Here is a 24417-nt window from a genome sequence, read left to right as displayed (position 1 = left end):
CTGGTTCGTTTGAGGTTCTAACCTTGGTCCGTTATCCGGATCGGGGACAGTGCATGGTAGGCAGTTTGACTGGGGCGGTCTCCTCCTAAAGTGTAACGGAGGAGTTCGAAGGTACGCTAGGTACGGTCGGACATCGTGCTAATAGTGCAATGGCATAAGCGTGCTTAACTGCGAGACCGACAAGTCGAGCAGGTACGAAAGTAGGACATAGTGATCCGGTGGTTCTGTATGGAAGGGCCATCGCTCAACGGATAAAAGGTACTCTGGGGATAACAGGCTGATTCCTCCCAAGAGTTCATATCGACGGGGGAGTTTGGCACCTCGATGTCGGCTCATCACATCCTGGGGCTGTAGCCGGTCCCAAGGGTATGGCTGTTCGCCATTGTAAAGTGGTACGTGAGCTGGGTTTAAAACGTCGTGAGACAGTTTGGTCCCTATCTGCCGTGGGCGTTGGAAATTTGAAGGGGGCTGCTCCTAGTACGAGAGGACCGGAGTGGACGAACCTCTGGTGTACCGGTTGTCACGCCAGTGGCATTGCCGGGTAGCTAAGTTCGGAAGAGATAACCGCTGAAAGCATCTAAGCGGGAAACTTGCCTTGAGATGAGATTTCCCGGAGCCTTGAGCTCCTTGAAGGGTCGTTCGAGACCAGGACGTTGATAGGCTGGGTGTGGAAGTGCAGTAATGCATTAAGCTAACCAGTACTAATTGCCCGTACGGCTTGTCCCTATAACCTTGGTAGGCTATAGACAAGTCAGGAATACAGCTGCAGTTTGTTGATACTGCTACCCCAAGAATAAAAAAAACGATACTTCTTCCCGGATTGTGAGTTTTTTACCGATCGGTAAAAGCTCAGACAAGTCAAAGCCTGATGACCATAGCAAGTCGGTCCCACCCCTTCCCATCCCGAACAGGACCGTGAAACGACTTTGCGCCGATGATAGTGCTGCAACCAGTGTGAAAGTAGGTTATCGTCAGGCTAGTTATATGAAAAACCCCACCGGTGATCCGGTGGGGGTTTTTGCTTTGTGCGCCGAAAAATCCCTCTCACTGGTCGTCTGTATGACGAAAGGGTAATTTTCGTAAGGCCCGTGTTCTCCTCATCGGAGTCCCTATACTGCATTTCATGCAGACTAATCAGGACAATCCGATGCACCTCAGCCGCCCCGCCTTTCCCAGTTCTTTGCGCCGTAGTGCTGCAATTTGCGCGAGCCTCTTCATTTCGCATGGAGCATGGGCGAATTCCTTGCCGGCAGGCTGCGACATGCGCGAGCAGGCAAGCATACCGCTCACCTTCACCGATGACTTGCGCCCGGTCGGCGACGCCAAGATCAATGGCGTCGCTGTTCCTGCCATGCTGAGCACCGGCGCTGGGGAATCCTTCGTGTTCAACAAGAAGATCCTGGATCGTCTCGGGATCGAAGTGCGCAATACGACGAGCAAGCTGGACGCCGACGATACGCGCAATCCGACGAAGGTCGATCTGTACGTAGACTTTTCACATGCAAGCATCAAGGATTTCTCAATCGGGCCGGCCAAGGTAAAAGGCGGCACCTACAAGGTCGAGAACTTCATGGACGATACCTATGGAGTGCGTGTCGGTGCCGGTATGCTCCTTCAGCACGACCTCGAAATCGCCCTCGACGCGGGCTACCTGAAGTCTTTCAATCCGAGCGGCTGCATCGGCGCGCACCTGGCTTACTGGGATCCTCAGGCGGCCTCGGTCCTTGCGATGTGGGACCCGTGGAAGCGCGACGCACGGGTTGTCTTTACCGCAACGATTGGTGGAAAGCCCATCCATGCCTTACTGTCCACCGCAACCCCGTATTCTTATGTGCCCAAAGCCGCTGCCGTGCGGCTCGGATTGACGCCGGAGTCGCCGGGAGCGACACGCGAGGCGCCTTTGCCCGGGCATGCCGCCGACAAGCCGGTATGGAAAGTTCCAGTTCCGCTGCTGTCGATCGGGCAACTCGAGGTCAAGGACCTGGACCTGCGCCTGATGGACCTGAGCCATGAAGGAGAGGCACTGGTACTGGGCGCGGACTTCCTGCATCGACATCGCGTCTATGTCGCAATGGAGCAGAAGCGAATATATTTTTCCCCCATTACAAGGCCGCAGACTCGGAAACGCGGTTCAGTGGAGGTGATTCCGCAGCCGCTGAACTAATGCAGGATCCTGGGGGCACTCTCCGGCTTGCAGTGTTCTGTGCTGTCGAGAAAGCAGGTTAGCAAACGTAACTTGCTTTTGAATCCACCCTGCGCGCGCCTAGACTGGTGACAGGTTACCGTCAGGGGGGCACAGATGACTATTCGAAGCATGCGTGTGTTGAAACGATGCGCGGCTGGATTCCTGCTGGCTGCCGGACTCGGCGGATGTGCGGTGTATGGGCCGCCTTACGCGGGCTACGACCCGTATTACGGCGGCGGCTACTCCACCTACGTCGGTCCGCCGGTCGAAGTGAATCTTGGACTGGGCTACTACGATCGCGGCCCGCGCCACGGCTACCACCGCGGTCACGGTTGGCGCGACGGACGAGGGCACCACCACCCAGGCCGTGGTTGGGGACGCGGTCGAGGTCACGGCCGCCATTAAGGTATTTCTGAATCAGCTTCTGCAGCCCGTTGTCGACCCAGCGGGCATGTTGCCTTGCACGGCGTTTATACTGTTGGGATTGCAACTTTGAGGATCCCATCATGCGCCGTCTACTCCCTGTTGTCCTTGCCTGCCTTCCGCTGCTTGCCTCCGCCTCGACGCCCGCCGCAGTCGTTGCGGAGTTATGGCAAGCGTCAAGCCATGCGCCTGGCGTCGCGGCAGACGTGGACCGACTGCAGCGGCTTTTCCGAGCGGATGCCATCGTCGCCGGTGGTATCTACCAGAACGGCAAGCCGCTGTTCCGGTCCATGAAAGCCGTGGACTTCGTCGCTTCCCAGCGCCAGGCGCGGCCACATGGCTTCTACGAATGCGAAGTGCAGCGCGAGGTCAAGGAGTACGACCGGTTCGCAACCGTATACAGCGTGGTCGAAACGCGCCGCGATCCAAAGGCTGCAACGGCCGAATACACAGGCGTGAACAGTATCCAGCTCTATCGCGACGATGACGGCTGGAGGATCGTCTCCCTGTACTACCACGTCGGACAGGCGGGCATGACGGTTCCGCTTGATGGCGGTAAAACAGGTGTCTGCCTCGGCGCATGAAGGTTTTCATTCACTAAGGCAAGATTCAGGTATCCCAACCTGGAGAACGCCCATGAATGAAGCAAGCGCAGAGCACGGCCTGGCCGACAAGCTGATCGGACCGGTTTCCTCCATCATCGACCGGAAGCGTGGGGAACTGATGCCCATGCTGGCTGGCGGCGCCGGTCAGGCCGCACAGCATGCCTTGCGCGACGACGAATGCGTGCGCAAGGTGGCGACATTCTGCTATCCCCTGCTGCCCGGTCTGGTCAGGCTGGCCGTGAAGGAGCCGGTCTTCGTCAGCTTCGTGCTGAACAACCGCGAGAAGGTGTTGGGCCGCCTTGCCTCACCCACTGGAGGAGGCGCCTAGGCCTCAGCGACAGGCTCTGCTTCCTTGGCCTTGGCCTGGCCACGGCTGATGCTGTCGCCATCGTTGCGGCGCAGGCGCCAGAACACGACCGAGGACAGCAGGGTCAGCGCCGCCAGCGTCGCAAACCCGTGGTGCAGCGCCTGTACCACCTGTTCCCGGTTGTCCTGCGCCACCGGCCCCAGGAACCAGGCGGTCACGATCGAGCCGGCGGCCAGGCCGAAGCTCATCGACAGCTGCTGGAAGGAGCTCGACATCGTGCTTGCCATGCTCGAGTCCTGCGGTTCGATGTCGGCATAGGCCAGCGTGTTCATGCTCGAGAACTGCAGCGAATTGAAGAAGCCCTGCGCCAGGCTGATGGCAACGATGACGTAGAAGGGCGTGCCCGGGCCGACCAGGGTGAACATCGAGATCGTCAGCCCGATGAGCACCGTGTTCACGGTCAGCACCTGGCGGTAGCCGAAGCGCGCCAGCAGCCTGGGCGCGAACACCTTCATGCCCATCGCGGCCGCCGCGGCCGGCATCATCAGGAGGCCCGACTGCCACGCCGGCAGGCCCAGCCCGAGCTGGTACAGCAGCGGCAGCAGGAAGGGCAGGGCACCGACGCCCAGCCGGGTAAGGAAGCCGCCCGCCACCGAGATGCGGAAGGTGCGCACCTTGAACAGGGTAAGCCGCAATAGCGGATGCGTGATGCGCAGCGCGTGCCAGGTATAGGCGCCCAGCAGCCCGAGCGACAGCGCCAGCAGCAGGCCGGCCGTGAGCGCATCGAGCGTGTGCTCGCCGAACACCTCCAGCAGCCAGGACAGGATCGCGGTGCCGCTGCTGAACAGGAGCAGGCCGAGGACGTCGAGTGGCCGCTTCTCGATCCCGCGGTAGTCGGGCATGTGCTTCCAGACCAGGTAGAGCGCCGCCAGGCCCACCGGCACGTTGACGAAGAAGATAACGCGCCACGAAGTCCAGTGCACGATCAGCCCGCCGACCGTCGGCCCCAGCAGCGGTCCGATGAGGGCCGGGATGATCACGAAATTCATCGCCGCCAGCAGCTCGTTCTTGGGGAAGGTGCGCACGATGGCCAGGCGGCCGACCGGCATCATCATTGCGCCGCCCAGGCCCTGCAGCAGGCGCGCGCCCGTCATCATGGGCGCATTCACGGACAGGCCGCACAGGACCGAGGCGACGGTGAAGATGGAGATGGCGGTGAAGAAGACGCGCCGGGTGCCGAAGCGGTCGGCCATCCAGCCGCTGAGCGGGATGCCGACGGCCAGGCCGAGGATGTAGCTGGTGACCACCGACTTCAGACTCAGCGGCGTGACCTGCAGGCTGGCTGCGATGCTCGGGATGGCGGTATTGACGACGGTGGCGTCGAGATGCTCCATGAACAGGGCAGTCGCGACGAGCCACGGCAGGTAGCGTTTGATGGTGCTGGGATCAGTCAATCGGGCCTCGTGATGCCGGCAGGCCGGGCGGCCCGCCTTGGCCCGATTGTGTCATAGATCGCCCCCGGTCCGCGTCACACTACCGCGTCGCCAAGGCTTGCCTTGCGCTCAGAAGCGGTAGGCCGCCTTGGCAACGATCCAGTTTGCGCCCCCGTTCGGGCTCTTGATGCTGGCGTTCGAGTAGTGCTGGAACCTCAGGCCGACGTCCCATTTGGCCGTGGTGTAACCCACGCCGATGTGATCGCCGAACTGGAAGGCGGTGGACAATTCCTTGTCCTCGTTCTTGTACAGCTTGGAGAACAGGTTCACGCCGATACCGATCTCGCCATACAGGCCGAGCTTGCTGTCGCCCTGGTAGCGAAACACGGGGGTGAAGCCGACCACGGCGATGTTCTTGGTGCGGCCCGGGACGTTCTGGTAGGCGCGCAGGCGCCACAGGGCGAGGTTGGTTTCCCAGTAACCCGACAGGTGGTAGCCGTTGCGGGCGAACCAGCGCTGGTCCCAATCGTTCTGCACGGCGACGCGCAACATGCGCTGCTGGGGATTCGTGCCGAACTCGAGCGATGCGGAATCGGCCCAGCCACCGAGTGCCTGGGCGTGTGCCGCTTGGGCGCAGAAGGCGGCCACGAGGGCAGCGGCGATGCCGGCAGATTTCTTCACATTGGGCATGTTCTTCTCTCTTAGCAATACATCAACATTGTGCGATGCACTATTGTACTAGCGAGAACAAATCGCCGCTGGCCGCCACCTTGTCCTGTCGCGCAGGTATGATAGACGCCCCGCAGAACGCATATTCTTTTCTACTGTCGCATGACCGAACCGACCAGCACCCCCTTGTATCCGCTTGCCGCGCCGACCCAGCAGCAGGTGACGCCCACCGTTTTGCCGCATGACCCGGTAGCGGAGCACATTGCCGCCCACCTTGGCCGGATCGATACCGTTTTTCACGACACCATCGCCGACCCGGTGCAGGTCGACATCCACGTGGTACCGGCCAACGCGCGTTACCCTTTCCTGCGCCTGGTGACATCGGGCATGAGCAGTCTTCCGATGACTGCGCCGGAAGGCGCGCCGCCGTTCGCCGAGCTCATGATGGCATTGCCGGCGGACTGGAAGCTGGACGAGCAATCGGTGCAGGACGAGCGCTGGTACTGGCCGGTGGCGCTGCTGCGCCACCTGGCGCACTATCCGCACCGGCACGCGACCTGGCTCGGCCTCGGCCACACGGTGCCGAACGGTCATCCGGCCCAACCTTATGCCAAGGGCGTCGAGTTCACCGGCGCCATCCTGCTGCCGCCGGCCTCCGCGCCGGAGGCCTTTGCCGCGCTCGAGTGCGACGGCAAGGACATCTATTTCCATTGCGTGGTGCCGCTCTATGAAGCGGAAATGAACCTGGTCAAGCGCAAGGGATTCCCGGCGCTGCTCGACGGTTTCAACGACAAGGGCGTGACCGACCTGGTCGTCCCGGGCCGCAAGAACACCGTCAAGAAGTTCCTCGGCCTGTTCTGATGAACACCATCGCCTTCCTCGGTATCGGCCTGATGGGAAGGCCGATGGCAGGCCGCCTGGCGCAGGCCGGCTATCAGGTACGCGCCTGGAACCGGACCTTTGCGAAGGCCGAGGCGCTGCGTGACAGCGGCGTCGAACCGGTAATGGACCTGAGCGAGACAGTGCGCGGCGCCCAGGTGGTCATTTCCATGCTCGAGGCCGGACCGGTCGTGGCTGCCGTGATCGATACGGCGTTGCCGGCGCTCGCACCTGGCACGCTGTGGATCGACATGAGCTCGACCCGGCAGGACGAAGCGCTCGCCTTCCATGCACGCCTTGTGGCCCAGGGCTGCCGCTTCATGGATGCACCGGTGTCGGGCGGCGTCGGCGGCGCCGAAGCCGGGACCCTGGCCATCATGGTCGGCGGCGCGCAGGCGGATGTTGACCAGGTGGTGAACATTCTCGAAGCGATGGGCAAGCCCCAGCGCGTCGGGCCGGTGGGCAGCGGGCAGGTGGCCAAGCTGTGCAACCAGCTGATCGTCGGCGCGACGCTGAACGTGGTGGCCGAGGCGCTGCTGCTGGCGCAGGCGGCCGGCGCCGATCCGGCCGCGGTGCGCGAGGCGATCCGCGGCGGGTTTGCGGGCAGCCGGATCCTCGAGGTGCATGGGCAGCGTATGCTGGAACGGAATTTCGTGCCGGGCGGGCAGGTCAAGAGCCAGCTGAAGGATTTGCGGAACGTGCTGGCAGCGGCCGAGGCAGCGGGCTTGACGCTGCCGGTGACGGAGCTGGTGACGCGGCAGTATGAGACGATCGAGAGCGCGTTGCCGAAGGCGGACCATGCGGCGGCCTTATTGGCGCTCGAACGGATGAATCCTGGGATTCGGCTTGGGAACTCGGCAGACCAGCTCCCGTAGGGTGGGCGGGTCTCCCGCTCACCCTACGAAAATCAAGCCTTCGGCAAGCTCATCTCCACCAGCCGCACCCAATAACTCGCCCCGATCGGCAACAGCTTGTCATTGAAGTCATAACTGGTGTTATGCAGCTGGCATGGCCCCAGCCCATGCCCGCCTGCGCGGTGCGTACCTTCGCCATTGCCGATGAACACATAGCACCCCGGCTTTTCCTGCAGCATGAAGGCAAAGTCTTCCGCCCCCATGGTCGGCTCGACGTTCGTATCCACGCGCTCCGCCCCCACCACGTCGCGCATCGCCTCCACCGCAAATGCCGTCTGTTCCGGATGGTTGATCAGCGGCGGGTAATTGCGCTTGAAGCTGAAGTTGACCGAGGCATTGAAAGCCGCGGCAACACCGTTGGCCATCTCTTCCATGCGACGCTGGATCAGGTCCAGCACACCGGTCGAGAAGGTGCGCACGGTGCCCACCAGTTCGGCTTCGTCGGGAATGACGTTGGTGGCGCTGCCCGCATGGATCTGGGTGATCGACAGCACCGCCGACTCGAGCGGATTCTTTTCGCGCGACACGATGGTCTGCCAGGCTTGGGCGATCTGCACCGCCACCATGACCGGGTCGATGCCGCGGTGCGGCTGCGCCGCATGCGCGCCCTTGCCGCGCACGGTGACACGGAATTCGTTACTGGAGGCCATCATGGGCCCGGACACAACGCCGAAGTGCCCCTCGGCGATGCCCGGCCAGTTGTGCATGCCGTACACCGCCTCCATCGGGAACTGCTGGAACAAGCCGTCGTCCATCATGCGGCGCGCGCCACCCCCGCCTTCCTCGGCCGGCTGGAAGATCAGGTAGACGGTGCCGTCGAAATTGCGGTGCTGCGCCAGGTGATGCGCCGCGCCGAGCAGCATGGCAGTGTGTCCGTCGTGGCCACAGGCGTGCATCTTGCCCGGATGACGCGAAGCGTGGGCGAACCCATTGATCTCTTGCATGGGCAGCGCATCCATGTCGGCGCGCAGGCCGATCGCACGGTTCGAGGTGCCGTTCCTGACGATGCCGACGACACCGGTGACCCCCAGGCCGCGCACGATCGGGATACCCCATTCCGTCAGCCGCGCCGCCACCACGTCGGCGGTGCGTTGTTCTTCGTAACACAGCTCCGGATGCGCATGCAGGTCGCGCCGGATCTCCTGCAGCTCCGGCTGAAAGGCGAGGATTGGTTCCACGAGTTTCATCTGTCTCTCCTTTTTTGTCATGCTTGCATTGCATGCTTTGAACCATTGTAGCCTGCCTCAAACAGTCAATGAAAGAGGAGGGCACGGAGCATGCCGGAATCGGATAAAGTACTGGTTTCTCGAAGTATCTTCCCTCTCATTTCCTGCCCGATGCCAGTCACACAAGTCCGCGCCGCCTGCCCCCACGATTGCCCCGATACCTGCGCCATCCTCGTCACCGTCGACAATGGCGTGGCAACGGAAGTGAAGGGCGACCCGGAGCATCCGACGACGAACGGTGTGCTGTGCACCAAGGTGTCGCGCTACGTGGAGCGCACCTATCATGCGGACCGCGTGCTGTACCCGATGCGCCGCGTGGGCCGCAAGGGCGAGGGAAAATTTGAGCGCATCAGCTGGGAGCAGGCCATCGACGAGATCGCGGCGCGCCTGGGCGAGATCGCATCGCGCGACCCGCAAGCCATTCTCCCGTACAGCTATGCCGGCACCATGGGCCTGGTGCAGGGCGACTCGATGTCTTTGCGCTTCTTCAACAAGCTCGGGGCCTCGCTGCTGGACCGCACCATCTGCGCCACCGCCGGCGCCACCGGCTACAAGTACACCATCGGCGGTTCGATCGGTACCGACATCGAGCACTTCCAGGATGCCAAGCTGATCCTGATCTGGGGCGGCAACCCGATCGCCTCCAACCTGCACCTCTGGATGCGCGTGCAGGAAGCCAAGCGCCGCGGCGCCAAGCTGATTGCGATCGACCCGTATCGCTCGCTGACGGCCGAAAAATGCCACCAGCACATCGCCCTGCTGCCGGGCACGGACGCCGCGCTGGTGCTGGGCATGATGCACGTATTGATCACGGAAGACCTGGTCGACCACGATTACGTGGCCAGGTACACGCTCGGCTACGAAGCACTCAAGCAGCGCGCCCTTGAATGGACGCCGGAACGCACCGCCGACACCTGCGGCATTACCGCCGATGAAGTGGTCGAACTGACACGCCTCTACGGCCAGACCGCACGCAGCGGCGAGGGCGCGGCGATCCGCATGAATTACGGACTGCAGCGCGTGCGCGGCGGCGGCATGGCTGTGCGCAACATTGCCTGCCTGCCAGCCCTGGTCGGGGCCTGGCGCCACAAGGCAGGTGGAGTGCAGCTGTCGACCTCGGGTTCCTTCCCGGCCAACCGCCCCTTCCTGCAGCGCCCGGACCTGCTCGATGGCCGCAGCCCACGCACCGTCAACATGACGACCATCGGCGATGACCTGCTCAAGGAGGCCTCGCCCGAGTTCGGCCCGAAGATCGAAGCCGTTATCGTCTATAACGCCAACCCGCTGGCGATTGCCCCGGATTCCGCACGAGTAGCACAGGGCTTCGAACGCGAAGACCTGTTCACCGTGGTGCTGGAACACTTCCAGACCGACACTGCCGACTATGCCGACATCCTGCTGCCGGCCACCACCCAGCTCGAGCACGTCGATGCCCACCTGGCCTATGGCCACCTGTACATGATGGCGAATAACGCCGCGATCGCCCCGATCGGCGAAGCCAAACCGAACACGGAATTCTTCCGCCTGCTGGCCGCGCGCATGGGCTTCGACGACCCGTGTTTCAAGGAGACCGACGACGAGTTGGCCGCCCAGGCCTTCGACAAGCGCCACGAGCGCGCGGTGCACTTCGATTGGGAGTCGCTCAAGCAAAAGGGCTGGCAGAAACTCAACATGCCGGAGGCGCCGTTTGCCGAAGGCGGCTTCCCGACCCCGTCGGGCAAGTGCGAATTCTATTCGAGCAGCATGGCGCGCGACGGGCTCGACCCGGTCCCGGCCTATATCCCGCCGTATGAATCGGCTGCCTCCAACCCGGAGCTGGCTCGGAAGTACCCGCTGGCGATGATCTCGCCTCCGGCAAGGAACTTCCTCAACTCAACCTTTGTCAATGTACAGAGCCTACGCGCAACAGAGGGCGAGCCGCACCTCGACATCCACCCGAACGATGCCGCACGACGCGGCATCGCGCACGGTGACATGGCGCGTATCTTCAATGACCGCGGCTCGTTCGTTGCCCGTGCACGCGTCACCGACAAGGCGCGCGAAGGACTGGTGGTGGGCTTGTCGATCTGGTGGAAGAAGCTCGCCAGCGACGGCAAGAACGCCAACGAAGTGACCAGCCAGCGACTGACCGACATGGGCAGGGCGCCCACTTTCTACGATACCCTGGTGCAGGTCGAAAAAGCCGCACCGTCGACGCGAGATGAAATCCACCACTAGATTTTCCCGGGCCTTCCGGCCATTCATGGCTGCTACAGCTGCGGCCCTGATGTTGTCAAGCTGTACATCCCTTTCCTACTACACCCAGGCCGCACAAGGCCAGCTCGAACTGCTGACGGATTCCCGTCCGATCGATGCCTGGCTGGCCGATCCTTCCACCAACACCAAGCTTCGCCACCGCCTGGAAAGCGCGCGCCAGATCCGCCGCTACGCGATCCAGGAAATGAAGCTGCCCGACAACGGCAGCTACACCAACTTCACCAACATCAAGCGTCCCTATGTGCTGTGGAACGTGGTTGCCACGCCCGAGCTGTCGCTCAAGCCCCTGCAATGGTGCTTCCCGGTGGCCGGCTGCGTGAACTACCGCGGCTACTACAGCAAGCAGGAGGCCCAGGCCTATGCGAAACAGCTGCGCAGCCAGGGCCATGACGTGGAAGTCGGCGGCGTCAGTGCCTACTCGACCCTGGGCTGGTTCAGCGATCCCTTGATCTCGACCTTCATCAACTATCCGGACGCCGAGCTGGCGCGCCTGATCTTCCACGAGCTGGCCCACCAGGTGGTGTACGTGCAGGGCGATTCGAAGTTCAACGAATCCTTTGCCAGCGCGGTGGAGCAGGCCGGCGTGGAAGCTTGGCTGGAACGCTTCGGCAACCAGGCCATGGTTGAGGCTTTCGAGCGCTACACCGTGCGCAAGAGGGATTTCATGGCGCTGCTGGTGCGCTACCGCAGCGAGCTGGAGAAGACCTATGCCAGCGACATGAGCAAGGATGAAAAGCGCGCCACCAAGGCCCGGCTGTTCATCGCGCTGAAGGACGACTACCAGGTGCTGAAGGCGAACTGGGGCGGCTACTCGGGCTATGACCGCTTCTTTGCCGAGCCCCTGTCGAACGCCCACCTGGCCTCGATCGCCACCTACAACGACTTCGTCCCGGCCTTCCGCGCCTTGCTGCGCAAGGAACGCACTTGGAACGCTTTCTACAAGTCGGTCAAGCAGATCGCCAAGCTCGACAAGGCCGAGCGCCACCGCGTGCTGGCCAAGCTGGCTGCGCCGGCCCCGACCGCACCGCTCGTGGTGCAGCGCACCATGGGAGACGCTGGCGATATGGCGAAATAAGCGTATATAGAGGAGCCGTTCCAATCGACTTAAAAGAACTTGCGCGCATTGCCGCTGCCCGATAGCATCACAAACAGGCGATAGCAAAGGCGCAAGCTTCGCGCGTGCGACAGTACGGGGAGGAGACCCCCGGCTGCGCGCCGCGGCCGCTCGGACCACAACGATAACTATTTTCGAGACAGAGGCATCCGATGGAAAAAATTTGGCTGAAGTCGTACCCCCCGAACGTACCAAGCGAGATCAACCCTGACCAGTACGCGTCGCTGGTGCACATGCTGGAGGAATCCTTCAGCAAGTACGCCGACCGCAACGCGTACGTGTGCATGGACAAGTACCTCACCTACGGCGAGCTGGATGCCTACTCGAAGAAGCTCGCGGCCTGGCTGCAGAGCCGTGGCATGGAGCCCGGCGCGCGCGTGGCGATCATGATGCCGAACGTGCTGCAGTACCCGGTCGCGATCGCGGCGGTGCTGCGCGCCGGCTATACCGTGGTCAACGTGAACCCGCTGTACACGCCGCGCGAGCTCGAGCACCAGATCAAGGACTCGGGCAGCGAGGCGATCATCGTGCTCGAGAACTTCGCGAACACGGTGCAGCAGGTGATGGGCAAGACCCCGCTCAAGCACGTGGTGGTGGCGAGCATGGGCGAGATGCTGGGCGGTGCCAAGGGCATGCTGGTCAACTTCGTGGTCCGCAACATCAAGAAGATGGTGCCGGAGTACTCCCTGCCGAACATGGTGCGCTTCAAGGACACCCTCTCGCAGGGCGCCAGGATGCCGTTCACCAAGGTCGAGCTGAAATCCTCGGACGTCGCCTTCCTGCAGTACACCGGCGGCACCACCGGCGTGTCGAAAGGCGCCACGCTCACGCACCGCAACGTGATCGCCAACGTGCTGCAGACCGAAGCCTGGTCGGCGCCGGCGATGGGACAGTCGAACGAGCAGACCGTGATCGTGTGCGCGCTGCCGCTGTACCACATCTTTGCGCTGACGGCCTGCGCGATGTGGGGCATGCGCACCGGCGCCCTGAACATCCTGATCGTGAACCCGCGCGACATCCCGGGCTTCATCAAGGAGCTGGGCAAGTACAAGATCAACATGCTGCCGGCGGTGAACACGCTGTACAACGCGCTGGTGAACCACCCGGATATCGGGACCGTGGACTTCTCGGGCCTGAAGGTGTCGAACGGCGGCGGCATGGCGGTGCAGAAGGCCGTCAACGACAAGTGGAAGCAGGTCACCGGCACCGCGATCATCGAAGGCTACGGCCTGTCGGAGACCTCGCCGGTAGCCACCTGCAACCGCGCCGACGTGAAGGAATTCACCGGCACCATCGGCCTGCCGATCCCGTCCACCGACATCGCGATCCTGGACGACGAAGGCAAGCCGATGGACATCGGCCAGATCGGCGAGATCGCGATCCGGGGCCCGCAGGTGATGGCGGGCTACTGGAACCGTCCGGACGAGACGGCCAAGGTCATGACGCCGGACGGCTTCTTCAAGTCGGGCGACGTCGGTATCATGGACGAGAACGGCTACGTGAAGATCGTCGACCGCAAGAAGGACATGATCCTGGTCTCCGGCTTCAACGTCTACCCGAACGAGCTGGAAGGCGTGATCGCCGGCCACCCGGGCGTGCTGGAATGTGCCGTGATCGGCGTGCCGGACGAGCATTCCGGCGAAGCGGTAAAGGTATTCGTGGTGCGCAAGGACCCGAACCTCACCGCCGAGCAGCTGATGGACTACTGCAAGCAGCAGTTCACCGGCTACAAGAAACCGAAGTACATCGAGTTCCGCGACGAGCTGCCGAAGACCAACGTCGGCAAGATCCTGCGCCGCGCACTGCGGGACGAGAAGAAGCAGGCGGAAACCGCCTGACGGCAGCATGAAGGCCGGGCACGGGGCGATTCTGTCCCTGCCGGCCCGCACAAGCCGCCCGCGCTCCGGGCGGCTTTGCATTTAATGGACACAGTATCAGATACAGAAGGTGAGGCACGGATGGACAAGTTTTGGCTCAAGTCGTATGAGAGCGGCGTACCTGCGGAGATCGACCCCACGCAGTATCGCTCCCTGACGCATCTGCTGGAGGAGGCGTTCCGCAAGTATGCCGACCGCAAGGCCTATGCGTGCATGGGCAAGACCCTGACGTTCGCCGAACTGGACCGCCTGTCCGCCCGCATGGCCGCCTGGCTGCAGGGCGGCGGCCTCAAGCCGGGCGCGCGCGTGGCCATCATGCTGCCGAACGTGCTGCAGTACCCGGTGGCGATGGCCGCCGTGTTGCGCGCCGGCTACGTGATCGTCAACGTCAATCCGCTGTACACCCCGCGCGAGCTGCAGCACCAGCTGAAGGATTCCGGCGCCGAGGCCATCGTGGTGCTGGAGAACTTCGCCCACACCTTGGAGCAGGTGATCGGCAATACCGAGGTCAAGCACGTCGTCGTGGCCAGCATGGGTGACCTGCTGGGCGGCCTGAAGGGCATGCTGGTGAACCTGGTGGTACGCAAGGTCAAGAAGATGGTGCCGGCCTGGTCGCTGCCGGGTTCGGTCGGCTTCAAGCGCATGCTGGCGGAGGCCTCGGGCGCGACCCTGCGCCCGGTCGCCATCGGCCATGACGACATCGCCTTCCTGCAGTACACCGGCGGCACCACCGGCATCTCGAAGGGCGCCGTGCTGCTGCACAAGCACGTGATCGCCAACGTGCTGCAGAACGAAGCCTGGTTTGCCCCGACCTTGGGCAAGCTGAAGGCCGGCGAGCAGCCGCAGTTCGTGTGCGCGCTGCCGCTGTACCACATCTATGCGCTGACCGTGTGCGCGCTGCTGGGCCTGCGCGTGGGCGGCATGAACCTGCTCATCCCGAACCCGCGCGACATTCCGGGCTTCATCAAGGAGCTGGCCGACTACCGCATCAACATCTTCCCGGCCGTGAACACGCTGTACAACGGCCTCGTGAACAACGCGGAATTCGCCAAGCTCGACTTCTCCGGCCTGCTGGTGTGCCCGGGCGGCGGCATGGCGGTGCAGAAGGCGGTGGCGGACAAGTGGCTGCACATCACCGGCACCCCGATCGTCGAAGGCTATGGCCTGTCGGAGACCTCGCCGGTGGTCACTGCGAACCGCTGCGACATCAGCGACTTCACCGGCACCATCGGCCTGCCGCTGCCTTCGACCGAGATCCGCATCCTCGACGAAGCCGGCAATGAAGTCCCATTCGGCACCGCCGGCGAGATCGCGGTGCGCGGCCCGCAGGTGATGGCCGGCTACTGGCAGCGCGACGACGAAACCGCCAAGGTCATGACGCCGGACGGCTTCTTCAAGACCGGCGACGTCGGCATCATGGACGAACAGGGCTACACCCGCATCGTCGACCGCAAGAAGGACATGATCCTGGTCTCGGGCTTCAACGTCTACCCGAACGAGATCGAAGGCGTGGTCGCGGCGATGCCGGGCGTGCTGGAAGTGGCCTGCGTCGGCGTCCCGGACAAGAACTCGGGCGAGGCCGTCAAGCTGTACATCGTCAGGAAGGATCCTGCCCTGACCAGCGACGCGGTGATCGCCTACTGCAAGGAGCAGTTTACCGGCTACAAGCGGCCGAAGTACGTGGAGTTCCGCGAGACGCTGCCGAAGACCAATGTGGGCAAGATCCTGCGGCGCGAGCTGCGCGACGAGAAGCAATCGGCTTAATTGGACAAGGTATCCAGCCGGGGACCGAACTCACTCAGGCACCGCTTCCAGGACGCCAGGTCTGCTGCCAGGGGCCAGCGCAGCGGCCGGCTCGGTGCCGAACTCGGCCCCCAGGCGTGCCGCCTTGACCAACTGCTGTAGTGCACGCCGTATCAGGCTGGTCGACTGCAGCTGCGCTTCCATTGTCGCGAGGTCGAGGGAGCCGCTGGCTCCGCGGCGCAGCAGCTCGCCCTTGAGCGCCTGGTAGCCCGATTCAAGGTCGTGCATGGCATCGTCAGGCGCTTGCCGGTCCGGCCGATCTTGCCCGAGTAGCACGACGCATAGCCGGTCCGCCCCTTCCACCCACTGTCTGACGGCCGTTGCCGTGAACGTGTCCGGCGACGCGGGGACCACGCCTGGATTGCCGACGGACTGGGCAAGCCGGGCGGCGCTGGCATAGTAGCGGAGCATCCGCAGCAGTGCAGCCAGCCTGCCGGAAGCGACGGGTGTCATGGCCGTGCGGCTCAATCCGTTCACGTAGCGGTCGATCTCGCCTTTCAGCGTGTCGAGGGCCTGTGCGCGCCGCGAAAGCTGCGCTGCCGGCTGGTGCGCCATGGTTCGGCGCAACAGGTCAACCGCGAGCTCGCCCATCCGTTCGAGTTCGCGCGCAAGGGCGCTGACCGCCAACTCCGGCATCGTACGCAGGTTGTCGTCCAGATAGCGTGGACGCGCGATGTCTTCTTCCTCCGAGCGAAAGCGCCTCAGCAGGAAGGCGGTCAGGCGTGCGGTCAGCGGCCACATCAGGACGACACCCAGCACGTTGAACAAGGTATGAAACAGCGCCAGGGACGCACCCGGCCCCGGCGCCGTCGCCAGCAGCCGGACCACGGCCGACACGCCCTGCAACAACCATGGCAGGATCAGCAGCGCAACCATGGCCGTCACTGCATTGAACAGGACATGCGCCAGCGCCGCGCGGCGCGCATTGACCGTGGCGCCGGCGGCGGCAATGATCGCCGTCACGGTCGTGCCGAGATTGGCACCGATCACCAAGGTGGCAGCCAGTTCAAGGGACAGCAGTCCGCCCTGGGCCGCGGTCAGCGCCACTGCCAGCGCCGCACTCGAGGATTGCATCAGGACCGTCAGCATCAAGCCGGCCAGCAGATGCATGGCAATGCCGGCCACTCCGTCCACCGCAGGCAATTTATACTGGCCGGCCACTTCGAGAAAAGCGCTTTTGAGCGTGTCGATGCCCAGGAACAGGATGCCGAATCCGACCAGCGTCAAGCCGGCCGCGGCGAGGCGGGGACCACGTCCGGCCAGATGCAACAGCATGCCGGCGCCAATCAGCGGCAGCGCCGCAGCCTCGATCTTGAGGCCCAATCCGGCGGCGGCCACCAGCCATCCTGTCATCGTTGTGCCGACATTGGCGCCGAACAGTACCCACAATGCCTGACCCAGCGTCAGCAGCCCGGCATTGACGAAGCCGATCGCTGCCACCGTCACGGCACTGGACGACTGCACCAGCGCCGTCAGCAGCAGGCCCGAGCCGAGCGCCCGTGCGCGCGTGCGCGTGGCCATGGCCAGGATCGACTGCATGGCGGGACCGGCTGCAGTCTTCAGGCCGTCGGTCATCAACCACATCCCCAGCAGGAACAACCCGATCCCGCCGAGCAGCTTGCCGATCATTTCAATAAGATTCATCGTTGCCTCAGCTTGCAGCCGCTCCGGCAGCCCGTTCGATACCTGGGTGCGGAACGAGCTCAGGCAGGCCACGGCGGACGGTCACGCGCGCGAAACGCAGGTTTTCGAACACCCGGATGCGGCTGCGCACAGGCCACCAGTCATACAAGAAGGTCTGGGCGGGACGCCATAGCGCTACCCAGCCGATGACGGTCAGGGTTTCGCGCATGATCTTGGCTGGATGGCCGGTTACCAGGGTGCCGATCAGTTCAGCCAGCATCAGGCATGACGCCAGGAATCCGATGCCGATGCCCAGGCTGGTCCTCCCCTGGCGCAACAGCTGGCGCAGCTCGCCGCGCACCAGCTCGACCTTGTAGGCGTAAAAATTGTGCAGTGCATCCGCCACCAGCTCGCTGGCCAGCTCCGGCGACTCGATGTCTTCGACATGGATCGTCAGGTTCAGGTGGCTGTCGCGTGGCAACTGCAGCGCCCAGTTCTCGATATACGCCTCGCAGTTGCGGTCCAGATCCTTGTTCAGGAACGGCGTGGGGTCGAGCGAATTGAACAGCTGCGGCAGTTCGCGAACACGCAACTCAAGGGTGTGGGTAGGATGCTGGCTGATATGCATGAGCATAGCCTAACCCAAGTCATGAGCCTTAACCAGTGCCCTGAGGAACCAAAAGAGCGGCCCATGGGGTGCACGCCACGCCTGCCGCAATGTGCATCGAGGGAGCACGCCAGCCCCCGACAGGGGGCTTGTCAGCCTAGTCGTGCGAGATCAGCGAATCGAGCGGCGGCAGCTGGCGCGGCTTGCGGTCCGGGCCGGTGGCGACATAGGTCAGCTGTGCTTCGGTCACCTTCACGACATCGGCCTGCAGGCGGTTGCGCTCGGCATAGACTTCGACGCACACGGTGATCGAGGTGTTGCCGACCTTGACGATCTCGGCATAGAAGGACAGCAGGTCGCCCACGAAGACGGGCTGCTTGAACAGGAAGGAGTTCACGGCGATGGTGGCCACGCGTCCGTTCGCGCGGCGGGTGGCCGGCAGCGAGCCGGCGACGTCGACCTGGGCCATGATCCAGCCGCCGAACACGTCGCCGTACACGTTGGCATCGGACGGTGCGGGCATCACGCGCAGTTCGGGCATCTTGCCTTCGGGCAGGCGCGTGCGTGGGGTAGTCGGGGCATTTTGTGGCGTGGTCATCTTGTTTTCTCGGTAAAAGCTACAATCGTCCCGAATTGAACCATAAATCCCCACGCCCTGCCATGCGACGCAATTCCGCTTCATCCGTCCCCCTGCCGCCCGATTCGACAGGCGTCCCCCGCAATGACTGGGCCACGCTGCGCACCCTGTTCCCCTACCTGTGGGTCTACAAATGGCGCGTGCTGGCCGCGCTCGCCGCGCTGGTCGGCGCCAAGATGGCCAACGTCGGCGTGCCGCTGGTGCTCAAGCAGCTGATCGACCAGCTTGCCGTCGATCCGAAAGACCCGCACGCGCTGCTGGTGCTGCCGCTCGGCGCGCTCATCGCCTATGGCCTGCTGCGCCTGTCCACCACGCTGTTCACCGAGCTGCGCGAGTTCCTGTTCGCGCGCGTCACGCAGCGCGCGGTGCGGACCATCGCGCTGAAGGTGTTCCGCCACCTGCACGCGCTGTCGCTGCGCTTCCACCTGAACCGGCAGACCGGCGGCATGACGCGCGACATCGAGCGCGGCACGCGCGGCGTCAACTCCCTGATTTCCTACTCGCTGTTCAACGTGCTGCCCACGCTGGTGGAGATCACGCTGGTGCTCGGCTACCTGGTAATCAACTACGACATCTGGTTCACCGTCATCACCGGTGTGGCGCTGGTGAGCTACATCGCCTTCACCGTGATCGTGACCGAGTGGCGCACCCACTTTCGCCGCACCATGAACGAGCTCGACTCGAAAGCCAACACCAAGGCCATCGATTCGCTGCTCAACTACGAAACGGTGAAGTACTTCGGCAACGAGGAATACGAAGCCAAGCGCTATGACCAGGGCCTGCAGCACTTCGAGAACGCCGCGGTACGCTCGCAGACCTCGCTGTCCTTCCTGAACACGGGCCAGTCCCTGATCATCGCCACCGCCGTGACCCTGATCCTGTGGCGCGCCACCGAGGGCGTGATCGCCGGAACCATGACCCTGGGCGACCTGGTGCTGGTGAACTCCTTCATGATCCAGCTGTACATTCCGCTGAACTTCCTGGGCGTGATCTACCGCGAGATCAAGCAGAGCCTGGCCGATATGGAGCGCCTGTTCTCGCTGCTCGACCAGAACCGCGAAGTGGCCGACAGCCCCGGCGCCCAGCCTTTGGTGACACGTGGCGCCCGGGTCGAGTTCTCGCACGTGGAATTCAGCTACGAGGCCAAGCGCCAGATCCTGTTCGACGTCGATTTCACCATCCCGGCCGGAACCACGACCGCGGTGGTCGGCCACAGCGGCTCCGGAAAGTCGACGCTGTCACGCCTGCTGTTCCGCTTTTACGACGTGAACGGCGGGGCGATCCGCATCGATGGACAGGACCTGCGCAACATCACCCAGCAGTCGCTGCGCGCGGCGATCGGCATCGTGCCGCAGGATACCGTGCTGTTCAACGACACCATCGAGTACAACATCGCCTACGGACGGCCGGGCGCCTCGCACGAGGACATCGTGGCGGCCGCGCGTGCGGCCTCGATCCACGACTTCATCGAGAGCCTGCCGGACGGCTATGCAAGCATGGTGGGCGAGCGCGGGCTGAAGCTGTCGGGCGGCGAGAAGCAGCGCGTGGCGATCGCGCGCACGCTGCTGAAGAACCCCGCGATCCTGATCTTCGATGAGGCGACCTCGGCACTCGATTCGAAGTCGGAGCAGGCGATCCAGGCGCAGCTGAAGGAGATCGCCAAGGACCGCACGACGCTGGTGATCGCGCACCGGCTGTCGACCATTGCGGATGCGCAGCAGATCATCGTGCTGGATCACGGGCGGATCGTGGAGCGGGGGACGCACGGGTCCTTGCTGGCGGCGCGCGGCCTGTATGCGCAGATGTGGGAAAGGCAGCAAGCGCGGCCGGACGAGGAGCTGGCGTCCCCGCCGCTGGAGGTGGCGAAGTAGTCGTGCGTGCGAAGCTGCCCACCCTACGACAAGCGCTTTACTGTAGGGTGGGCGGGTCTCCCGCCCACGCGGTCAACCAGCCGCAGATCGGCCGAGATACAAGTTAGTAGGTGTAGAACATCCGCTGAATCTCTTCGGTGCTGCTGGTCCTGGTCAGCGCCAGCATCAAGAGGATGCTTGCCTTCTGCGGGCTCAGCGTATCCGCCACCACGAAGTCCAGCTGGTCGTCATTCGCCTCGCCGTTACGGGCAACGAGCTTGACCGCGTTGTACAGGTTGATCGGGCCGTCCGCCGACAGCGCGGTGGATGGGTGCATCGATCCGACCACCACCACCGGCTTTACCGCGTGGCCGCCCCTTGGCAGACGAATTACGGCTTCTTGTAGACGACGCCGTCCTTCATCACGAACTTCACCTGCTCGAGCACCTTCACGTCGCGCAGCGGATCGCCTTCGACCGCGATGATGTCGGCCGCAAATCCTGGCTCTACCGAGCCCAGTCGGCCTGGCTGGTCGAGCAGGGCTGCCGCGTGGAGGGTTGCTGAACGGATGGCTTCAGCCGGCGTCATCCCGGCCTCCACCATGTAGCCGAACTCCTTCGCGTTCTCGCCGTGGGGGAACACGCCGGCATCGGTGCCGAAGGCGATCTTCACGCCGGCCTTATGGGCGCGGGCAAACGTGGCCTGCAGCTGCGGGCCGATCGCGGCCGCTTTCGGACGCACCAGGGCCGAATAGTAGTTCGGATCCTTGGCCTTGTCCGCCACGTAGCGGCCGGCCGAGATGGTCGGCACGTACCAGTGGCCGGTCTTCTTGAACAGGGCGACGGTCTCGTCGTCCATCAGGGTGCCGTGCTCGATCGAGTCGACGCCGGCGCGCAGCGCGCGCTTCATGCCCTCGGCGCCGTGCGCATGGGCCGCGACACGGAAGCCGTAGTCCTTCGCGGTGCTGACGATGGCCTTCAACTCGTCCTCGGTGTACTGCGAGTTCTGGCCGTTGGCGGCCTGGCTCAGCACGCCGCCGGTGGCGGTGATCTTGATCAGGTCGGCGCCTTCCTTGTAGCGCTGGCGCACGGCCTGGCGGCCTTCTTCCGGGCTGTCGATCACGCCCTTCTCGGGGCCGGGCGCACCGAGCTTCTCGCTCAGGAAGTGGGACAGGTTGTTGGTCGGGTCGGCGTGGCCGCCGGTGGTGGCGATCGACTTCCCGGCAGTGAACATGCGCGGACCCGGGATCTCGCCGGCGGCGATGGCGCGCTTGAGCGAGACGTTCAGGCCGTCGGCCGCGCCGAGGTCGCGCACCGTGGTGAAACCCGCCATCAGGGTGCGGTGGGCGTACTTGACCGAACGGAAGGCCATGTCCTGCGGATCGGCGGTGAGGCGGTCGCGGTAAGCCTCGACCACCGGCGCGGTCTCGCTGGTCAGGTGCACGTGCATGTCGATCAGGCCCGGCAGGCAGGCGTGGCGCGACAGGTCGATATTCCCGGCGGCCCGGGTCATCGGGCCGACCGACTTCACGACGCCGTTCTCGACCACGATGCTGACGCCCTCGCGCCAGGTGCCGTTCTTCACGTCCAGCAGGCGGCCGCAGTCGATCGTCTGGGTGGCGGCGTGCGCACCGCCGAATGCGCCCAGCAGCAGGCCCGCCATGTACAGCTGTTTCATGTCTCGCTCCTCATGTTGTCGTTATATGAAAAAGGCCCTCCATTGCTGGAAGGCCTTCGGTACTGAAGTCGAATCGTGGCGCTCTAACGCAGTGGCGCGATGGCCGGATCCTTGTTCGGCTCGGCCAGGTCGCCTTCCCACTTCGCGACCACGGCGGTGGCGATGCCGTTGCCGATCACGTTGGTGGCCGAACGGGCCATGTCCAGGAAGTGGTCGATGCCCAGCAGGAGCAGCAGGCCGGCTTCCGGGATGTTGAACTGGGCCAGGGTGGCGGCGATCACGACCAGCGAGGCGCGCGGCACGCCGGCCATGCCCTTCGAGGTCAGCATCAGCACCAGCATCATGGTCAACTGGGTCGCCAGGTCCAGCTCGATGCCGTAGGCCTGGGCGATGAACACGGCCGCGAAGGTGCAGTACATCATCGAGCCGTCGAGGTTGAACGAGTAGCCGATCGGCAGCACGAAGGCGGCCAGGCGGTTCTTGACGCCGAAGCGCTCCAGGCCTTCGAGGGTCTTCGGGAAGGCCGCTTCCGACGAGGCGCAGGTGTAGGCGAGGATGGTCGGTTCCTTCAGTTCGTTAATGAGGCGCAGCACGCGCGGGCCGAGGAAGACCATGCCGATCAGGATCAGTACCACCCACAGCAGCACGATGCCGAGGTAGAACTCGGCCATGAAGATGCCGTAGGTCGACAGCACGCCCAGTCCGCTCTTGGCGACCACGCCGGCCACCGCCGCGAACACGGCGATCGGCGCGAAGTTCATGACGTAGCCGGTGACCTTCAGCATGATATGGGCGATGCCGTCCACGGCGTCGATCAGCGGGGTGGCGCGCGCGCCGACTGCCGCGGCCGCGGTGCCGAAGAAGATCGAGAACACGACGATCTGCAGGATCTCGTTCTTGGCCATGCCGTCGAAGATCGAGGTCGGAATCAGGTGGGTGATGAAGTCCTTCAGGGTCAGGCCCGAGGTCGTGATGCCCGACGAGGTGCCGACCGGAGGCAGCAGGCCCGACGCGGCGATCGCATCGCCCGGGCGGAACAGGTTCACCAGGATCAGGCCCAGCGACAGCGAAATGACCGAAGCGATGACGAACCAACCAAGTGCCTTGACGCCGATACGGCCCACTTCCTTGGCGTCGCCCATCTTGGCGATGCCGACCACCAGGGTGGCGAACACCAGCGGCGCGATGATCATCTTGATCAGGCGGAGGAACATGGTCGTGATCAGGGCCATCGCGTCCGCGAAGCCGGGCAGGCTCTCGAGGTTGATGTTGGCGATGTAGCCGACGACGATCCCGAGCACGAGGCCGATCAGGATGTATTGAGTCAGGCGGTTCTTTTTATCCATAATGCTTCCTGTCTTGTGGACCTGTGCATAACCCGCGGCAGGGGATGGCACTGTCGCAAGGCGAATTATTGGGTGATATCTAGGGAGAACGGTGAGAGCGTTCTGGTGGGTAAGGCAAGTTCCGAAGTATCCTTGTCGCTAGAAATGCTGTCAAGCATGCTTACATCGTAAGCAACAGTGCGCGCAACAGCGACGCGGGACGACGCAAAACAGGCACCAGATGATCGAAATCGAAAATGTCAGCAAGTGGTACGGCAACTTCCAGGTACTGCGCGAATGCAGCACCCGGGTCGCGCGCGGCGACGTGGTGGTGGTGTGCGGGCCGTCCGGCTCGGGTAAATCCACCCTGATCAAGACCGTCAACGGGTTGGAGCCATACCAAGAGGGGCGGGTAGTGGTGGACGGCATTACCGTGGGCGACCCGAAAACCAGGCTGTCGCAGCTGCGCGCCCGCATCGGCATGGTGTTCCAGAACTTCGAGCTGTTCCCGCACCTGTCAGTACGCGACAACCTGACACTCGCCCAGGTCAAGGTGCTGGGCCGCAGCAAGGATGAAGCCCTCGAACGCGGCCTGAACTACCTCGACCGGGTCGGCCTGCTGGCGCACAAGGACAAGTACCCGGGCCAGCTCTCGGGCGGCCAGCAGCAGCGCGTGGCGATCGCGCGCGCACTGGCGATGGACCCGGTGGCAATGCTGTTCGACGAGCCGACCTCCGCCCTCGACCCGGAGATGATCGGCGAGGTGCTCGACGTGATGGTGGGGCTGGCGCACGAGGGCATGACCATGATGGTGGTCACCCACGAGATGGGCTTCGCCCGCAAGGTGGCGGACCGGATCGTCTTCATGGACCATGGCAGCATCGTCGAGGACAGTCCGAAGGACGAGTTCTTCAGTGCCCCGCGCTCCGAGCGGGCGCGCGAGTTTTTGGCGCGTATTATTCATTAATCAATGAAGCTGCCTGGCGCGCTGTCCGGGCTGCGCTGCG

General features: G+C 63.7%; 19 protein-coding genes, 2 rRNA genes and 1 pseudogene. 13 read left to right on the top strand and 9 right to left on the bottom strand.

Annotation, left to right across the window (positions count from 1 at the left end; genetic code table 11):
• From MA09_RS18700 to MA09_RS18675, 5 genes are all read left to right on the top strand, one after another.
• A 23S ribosomal RNA gene (locus tag MA09_RS18700) occupies nucleotides 1-726 on the top strand; the annotation flags it as partial.
• 138 nt (nucleotides 727-864) lie between these two features.
• Nucleotides 865-977, top strand: a 5S ribosomal RNA gene (rrf, locus tag MA09_RS18695).
• Nucleotides 978-1261: 284 nt separating this feature from the next.
• Nucleotides 1262-2164, top strand: coding sequence for a pepsin/retropepsin-like aspartic protease family protein (locus MA09_RS18690; RefSeq protein WP_036251745.1), 903 nt, complete (start codon nucleotides 1262-1264; stop codon nucleotides 2162-2164).
• Nucleotides 2165-2691: 527 nt separating this feature from the next.
• Nucleotides 2692-3192, top strand: a complete 501-nt coding sequence (locus MA09_RS18680) for a nuclear transport factor 2 family protein (protein ID WP_036251740.1) — start codon at nucleotides 2692-2694, stop codon at nucleotides 3190-3192.
• A 52-nt stretch (nucleotides 3193-3244) separates the two neighbouring features.
• On the top strand, nucleotides 3245-3541 hold the full coding sequence (locus MA09_RS18675) for a hypothetical protein (protein WP_036251738.1): 297 nt from the start codon (nucleotides 3245-3247) through the stop codon (nucleotides 3539-3541).
• On the opposite strand, the gene MA09_RS18670 is transcribed toward MA09_RS18675, so the two are convergent.
• Both MA09_RS18670 and MA09_RS18665 read right to left on the bottom strand, forming a co-directional pair.
• Nucleotides 3538-4974, bottom strand: coding sequence for a DHA2 family efflux MFS transporter permease subunit (locus MA09_RS18670; protein WP_036251735.1), 1437 nt, complete (start codon nucleotides 4972-4974; stop codon nucleotides 3538-3540). The genes MA09_RS18675 and MA09_RS18670 overlap by 4 nt on opposite strands.
• Before the next feature lie 108 nt (nucleotides 4975-5082).
• Complete coding sequence (locus MA09_RS18665) at nucleotides 5083-5643, bottom strand: acyloxyacyl hydrolase (protein ID WP_036251733.1); 561 nt, start codon at nucleotides 5641-5643, stop codon at nucleotides 5083-5085.
• 141 nt (nucleotides 5644-5784) lie between these two features.
• Here MA09_RS18665 and MA09_RS18660 point away from each other — a divergent pair, with 141 nt between their 5' ends.
• Complete coding sequence (locus MA09_RS18660) at nucleotides 5785-6483, top strand: suppressor of fused domain protein (RefSeq protein ID WP_036251731.1); 699 nt, start codon at nucleotides 5785-5787, stop codon at nucleotides 6481-6483.
• Nucleotides 6483-7376, top strand: a complete 894-nt coding sequence (locus MA09_RS18655) for an NAD(P)-dependent oxidoreductase (RefSeq protein ID WP_081897678.1) — start codon at nucleotides 6483-6485, stop codon at nucleotides 7374-7376. Before MA09_RS18660 ends, MA09_RS18655 begins: the two co-directional genes overlap by 1 nt.
• A gap of 32 nt (nucleotides 7377-7408) precedes the next feature.
• Here MA09_RS18655 and MA09_RS18650 read toward each other — a convergent pair whose 3' ends face one another.
• Entirely contained in the window at nucleotides 7409-8602 is a 1194-nt protein-coding gene (locus tag MA09_RS18650) for a M20 aminoacylase family protein (protein ID WP_036251728.1), read from the bottom strand.
• A 150-nt stretch (nucleotides 8603-8752) separates the two neighbouring features.
• Here MA09_RS18650 and MA09_RS18645 point away from each other — a divergent pair, with 150 nt between their 5' ends.
• From MA09_RS18645 to MA09_RS18630, 4 genes are all read left to right on the top strand, one after another.
• On the top strand, nucleotides 8753-10858 hold the full coding sequence (locus MA09_RS18645; protein ID WP_036251725.1) for a molybdopterin-dependent oxidoreductase: 2106 nt from the start codon (nucleotides 8753-8755) through the stop codon (nucleotides 10856-10858).
• A 25-nt stretch (nucleotides 10859-10883) separates the two neighbouring features.
• Nucleotides 10884-11972, top strand: coding sequence for an aminopeptidase (locus MA09_RS18640; protein ID WP_036251723.1), 1089 nt, complete (start codon nucleotides 10884-10886; stop codon nucleotides 11970-11972).
• Nucleotides 11973-12163: 191 nt separating this feature from the next.
• On the top strand, nucleotides 12164-13849 hold the full coding sequence (locus tag MA09_RS18635) for a long-chain-fatty-acid--CoA ligase (protein WP_036251721.1): 1686 nt from the start codon (nucleotides 12164-12166) through the stop codon (nucleotides 13847-13849).
• 120 nt (nucleotides 13850-13969) lie between these two features.
• On the top strand, nucleotides 13970-15652 hold the full coding sequence (locus MA09_RS18630; protein WP_036251718.1) for a long-chain-fatty-acid--CoA ligase: 1683 nt from the start codon (nucleotides 13970-13972) through the stop codon (nucleotides 15650-15652).
• 30 nt (nucleotides 15653-15682) lie between these two features.
• Here MA09_RS18630 and MA09_RS18625 read toward each other — a convergent pair whose 3' ends face one another.
• From MA09_RS18625 to MA09_RS18615, 3 genes are all read right to left on the bottom strand, one after another.
• On the bottom strand, nucleotides 15683-17335 hold the full coding sequence (locus tag MA09_RS18625; RefSeq protein ID WP_081897677.1) for a Na/Pi cotransporter family protein: 1653 nt from the start codon (nucleotides 17333-17335) through the stop codon (nucleotides 15683-15685).
• 7 nt (nucleotides 17336-17342) lie between these two features.
• On the bottom strand, nucleotides 17343-17942 hold the full coding sequence (locus MA09_RS18620; protein ID WP_200883090.1) for a hypothetical protein: 600 nt from the start codon (nucleotides 17940-17942) through the stop codon (nucleotides 17343-17345).
• A gap of 136 nt (nucleotides 17943-18078) precedes the next feature.
• Complete coding sequence (locus MA09_RS18615) at nucleotides 18079-18519, bottom strand: acyl-CoA thioesterase (protein WP_036251715.1); 441 nt, start codon at nucleotides 18517-18519, stop codon at nucleotides 18079-18081.
• Nucleotides 18520-18581: 62 nt separating this feature from the next.
• Between MA09_RS18615 and MA09_RS18610 the strand changes: the two genes are divergently transcribed.
• Nucleotides 18582-20429 (top strand): ABC transporter ATP-binding protein/permease, encoded by a 1848-nt coding sequence (locus MA09_RS18610; protein ID WP_036251713.1) that lies wholly within the window; start codon nucleotides 18582-18584, stop codon nucleotides 20427-20429.
• Between the two features lie 103 nt (nucleotides 20430-20532).
• On the opposite strand, the pseudogene MA09_RS25105 reads toward MA09_RS18610, so the two are convergent.
• The 3 genes and pseudogenes from MA09_RS25105 to MA09_RS18595 all read right to left on the bottom strand — a co-directional run.
• Nucleotides 20533-20772: pseudogene (locus tag MA09_RS25105) on the bottom strand (asparaginase domain-containing protein); the annotation flags it as partial.
• Nucleotides 20773-20798: 26 nt separating this feature from the next.
• Nucleotides 20799-22085, bottom strand: coding sequence for an amidohydrolase family protein (locus tag MA09_RS18600; RefSeq protein WP_036251708.1), 1287 nt, complete (start codon nucleotides 22083-22085; stop codon nucleotides 20799-20801).
• 83 nt (nucleotides 22086-22168) lie between these two features.
• Nucleotides 22169-23431 (bottom strand): dicarboxylate/amino acid:cation symporter, encoded by a 1263-nt coding sequence (locus MA09_RS18595; RefSeq protein ID WP_036251707.1) that lies wholly within the window; start codon nucleotides 23429-23431, stop codon nucleotides 22169-22171.
• A gap of 220 nt (nucleotides 23432-23651) precedes the next feature.
• Here MA09_RS18595 and MA09_RS18590 point away from each other — a divergent pair, with 220 nt between their 5' ends.
• The gene (locus MA09_RS18590; RefSeq protein ID WP_036251705.1) at nucleotides 23652-24377 is read left to right on the top strand and encodes an amino acid ABC transporter ATP-binding protein; all 726 of its coding nucleotides are present in this window, start codon (nucleotides 23652-23654) and stop codon (nucleotides 24375-24377) included.
• The last annotated feature ends 40 nt before the right edge of the window (nucleotides 24378-24417 follow it).

This window comes from Massilia sp. BSC265 (genome assembly GCF_000740675.1).
GTDB lineage: Bacteria > Pseudomonadota > Gammaproteobacteria > Burkholderiales > Burkholderiaceae_D > Telluria.
The sequence above is the reverse complement of the archived record's forward strand: the minus strand, read 5'-3'. Positions and strand labels throughout refer to the sequence as shown.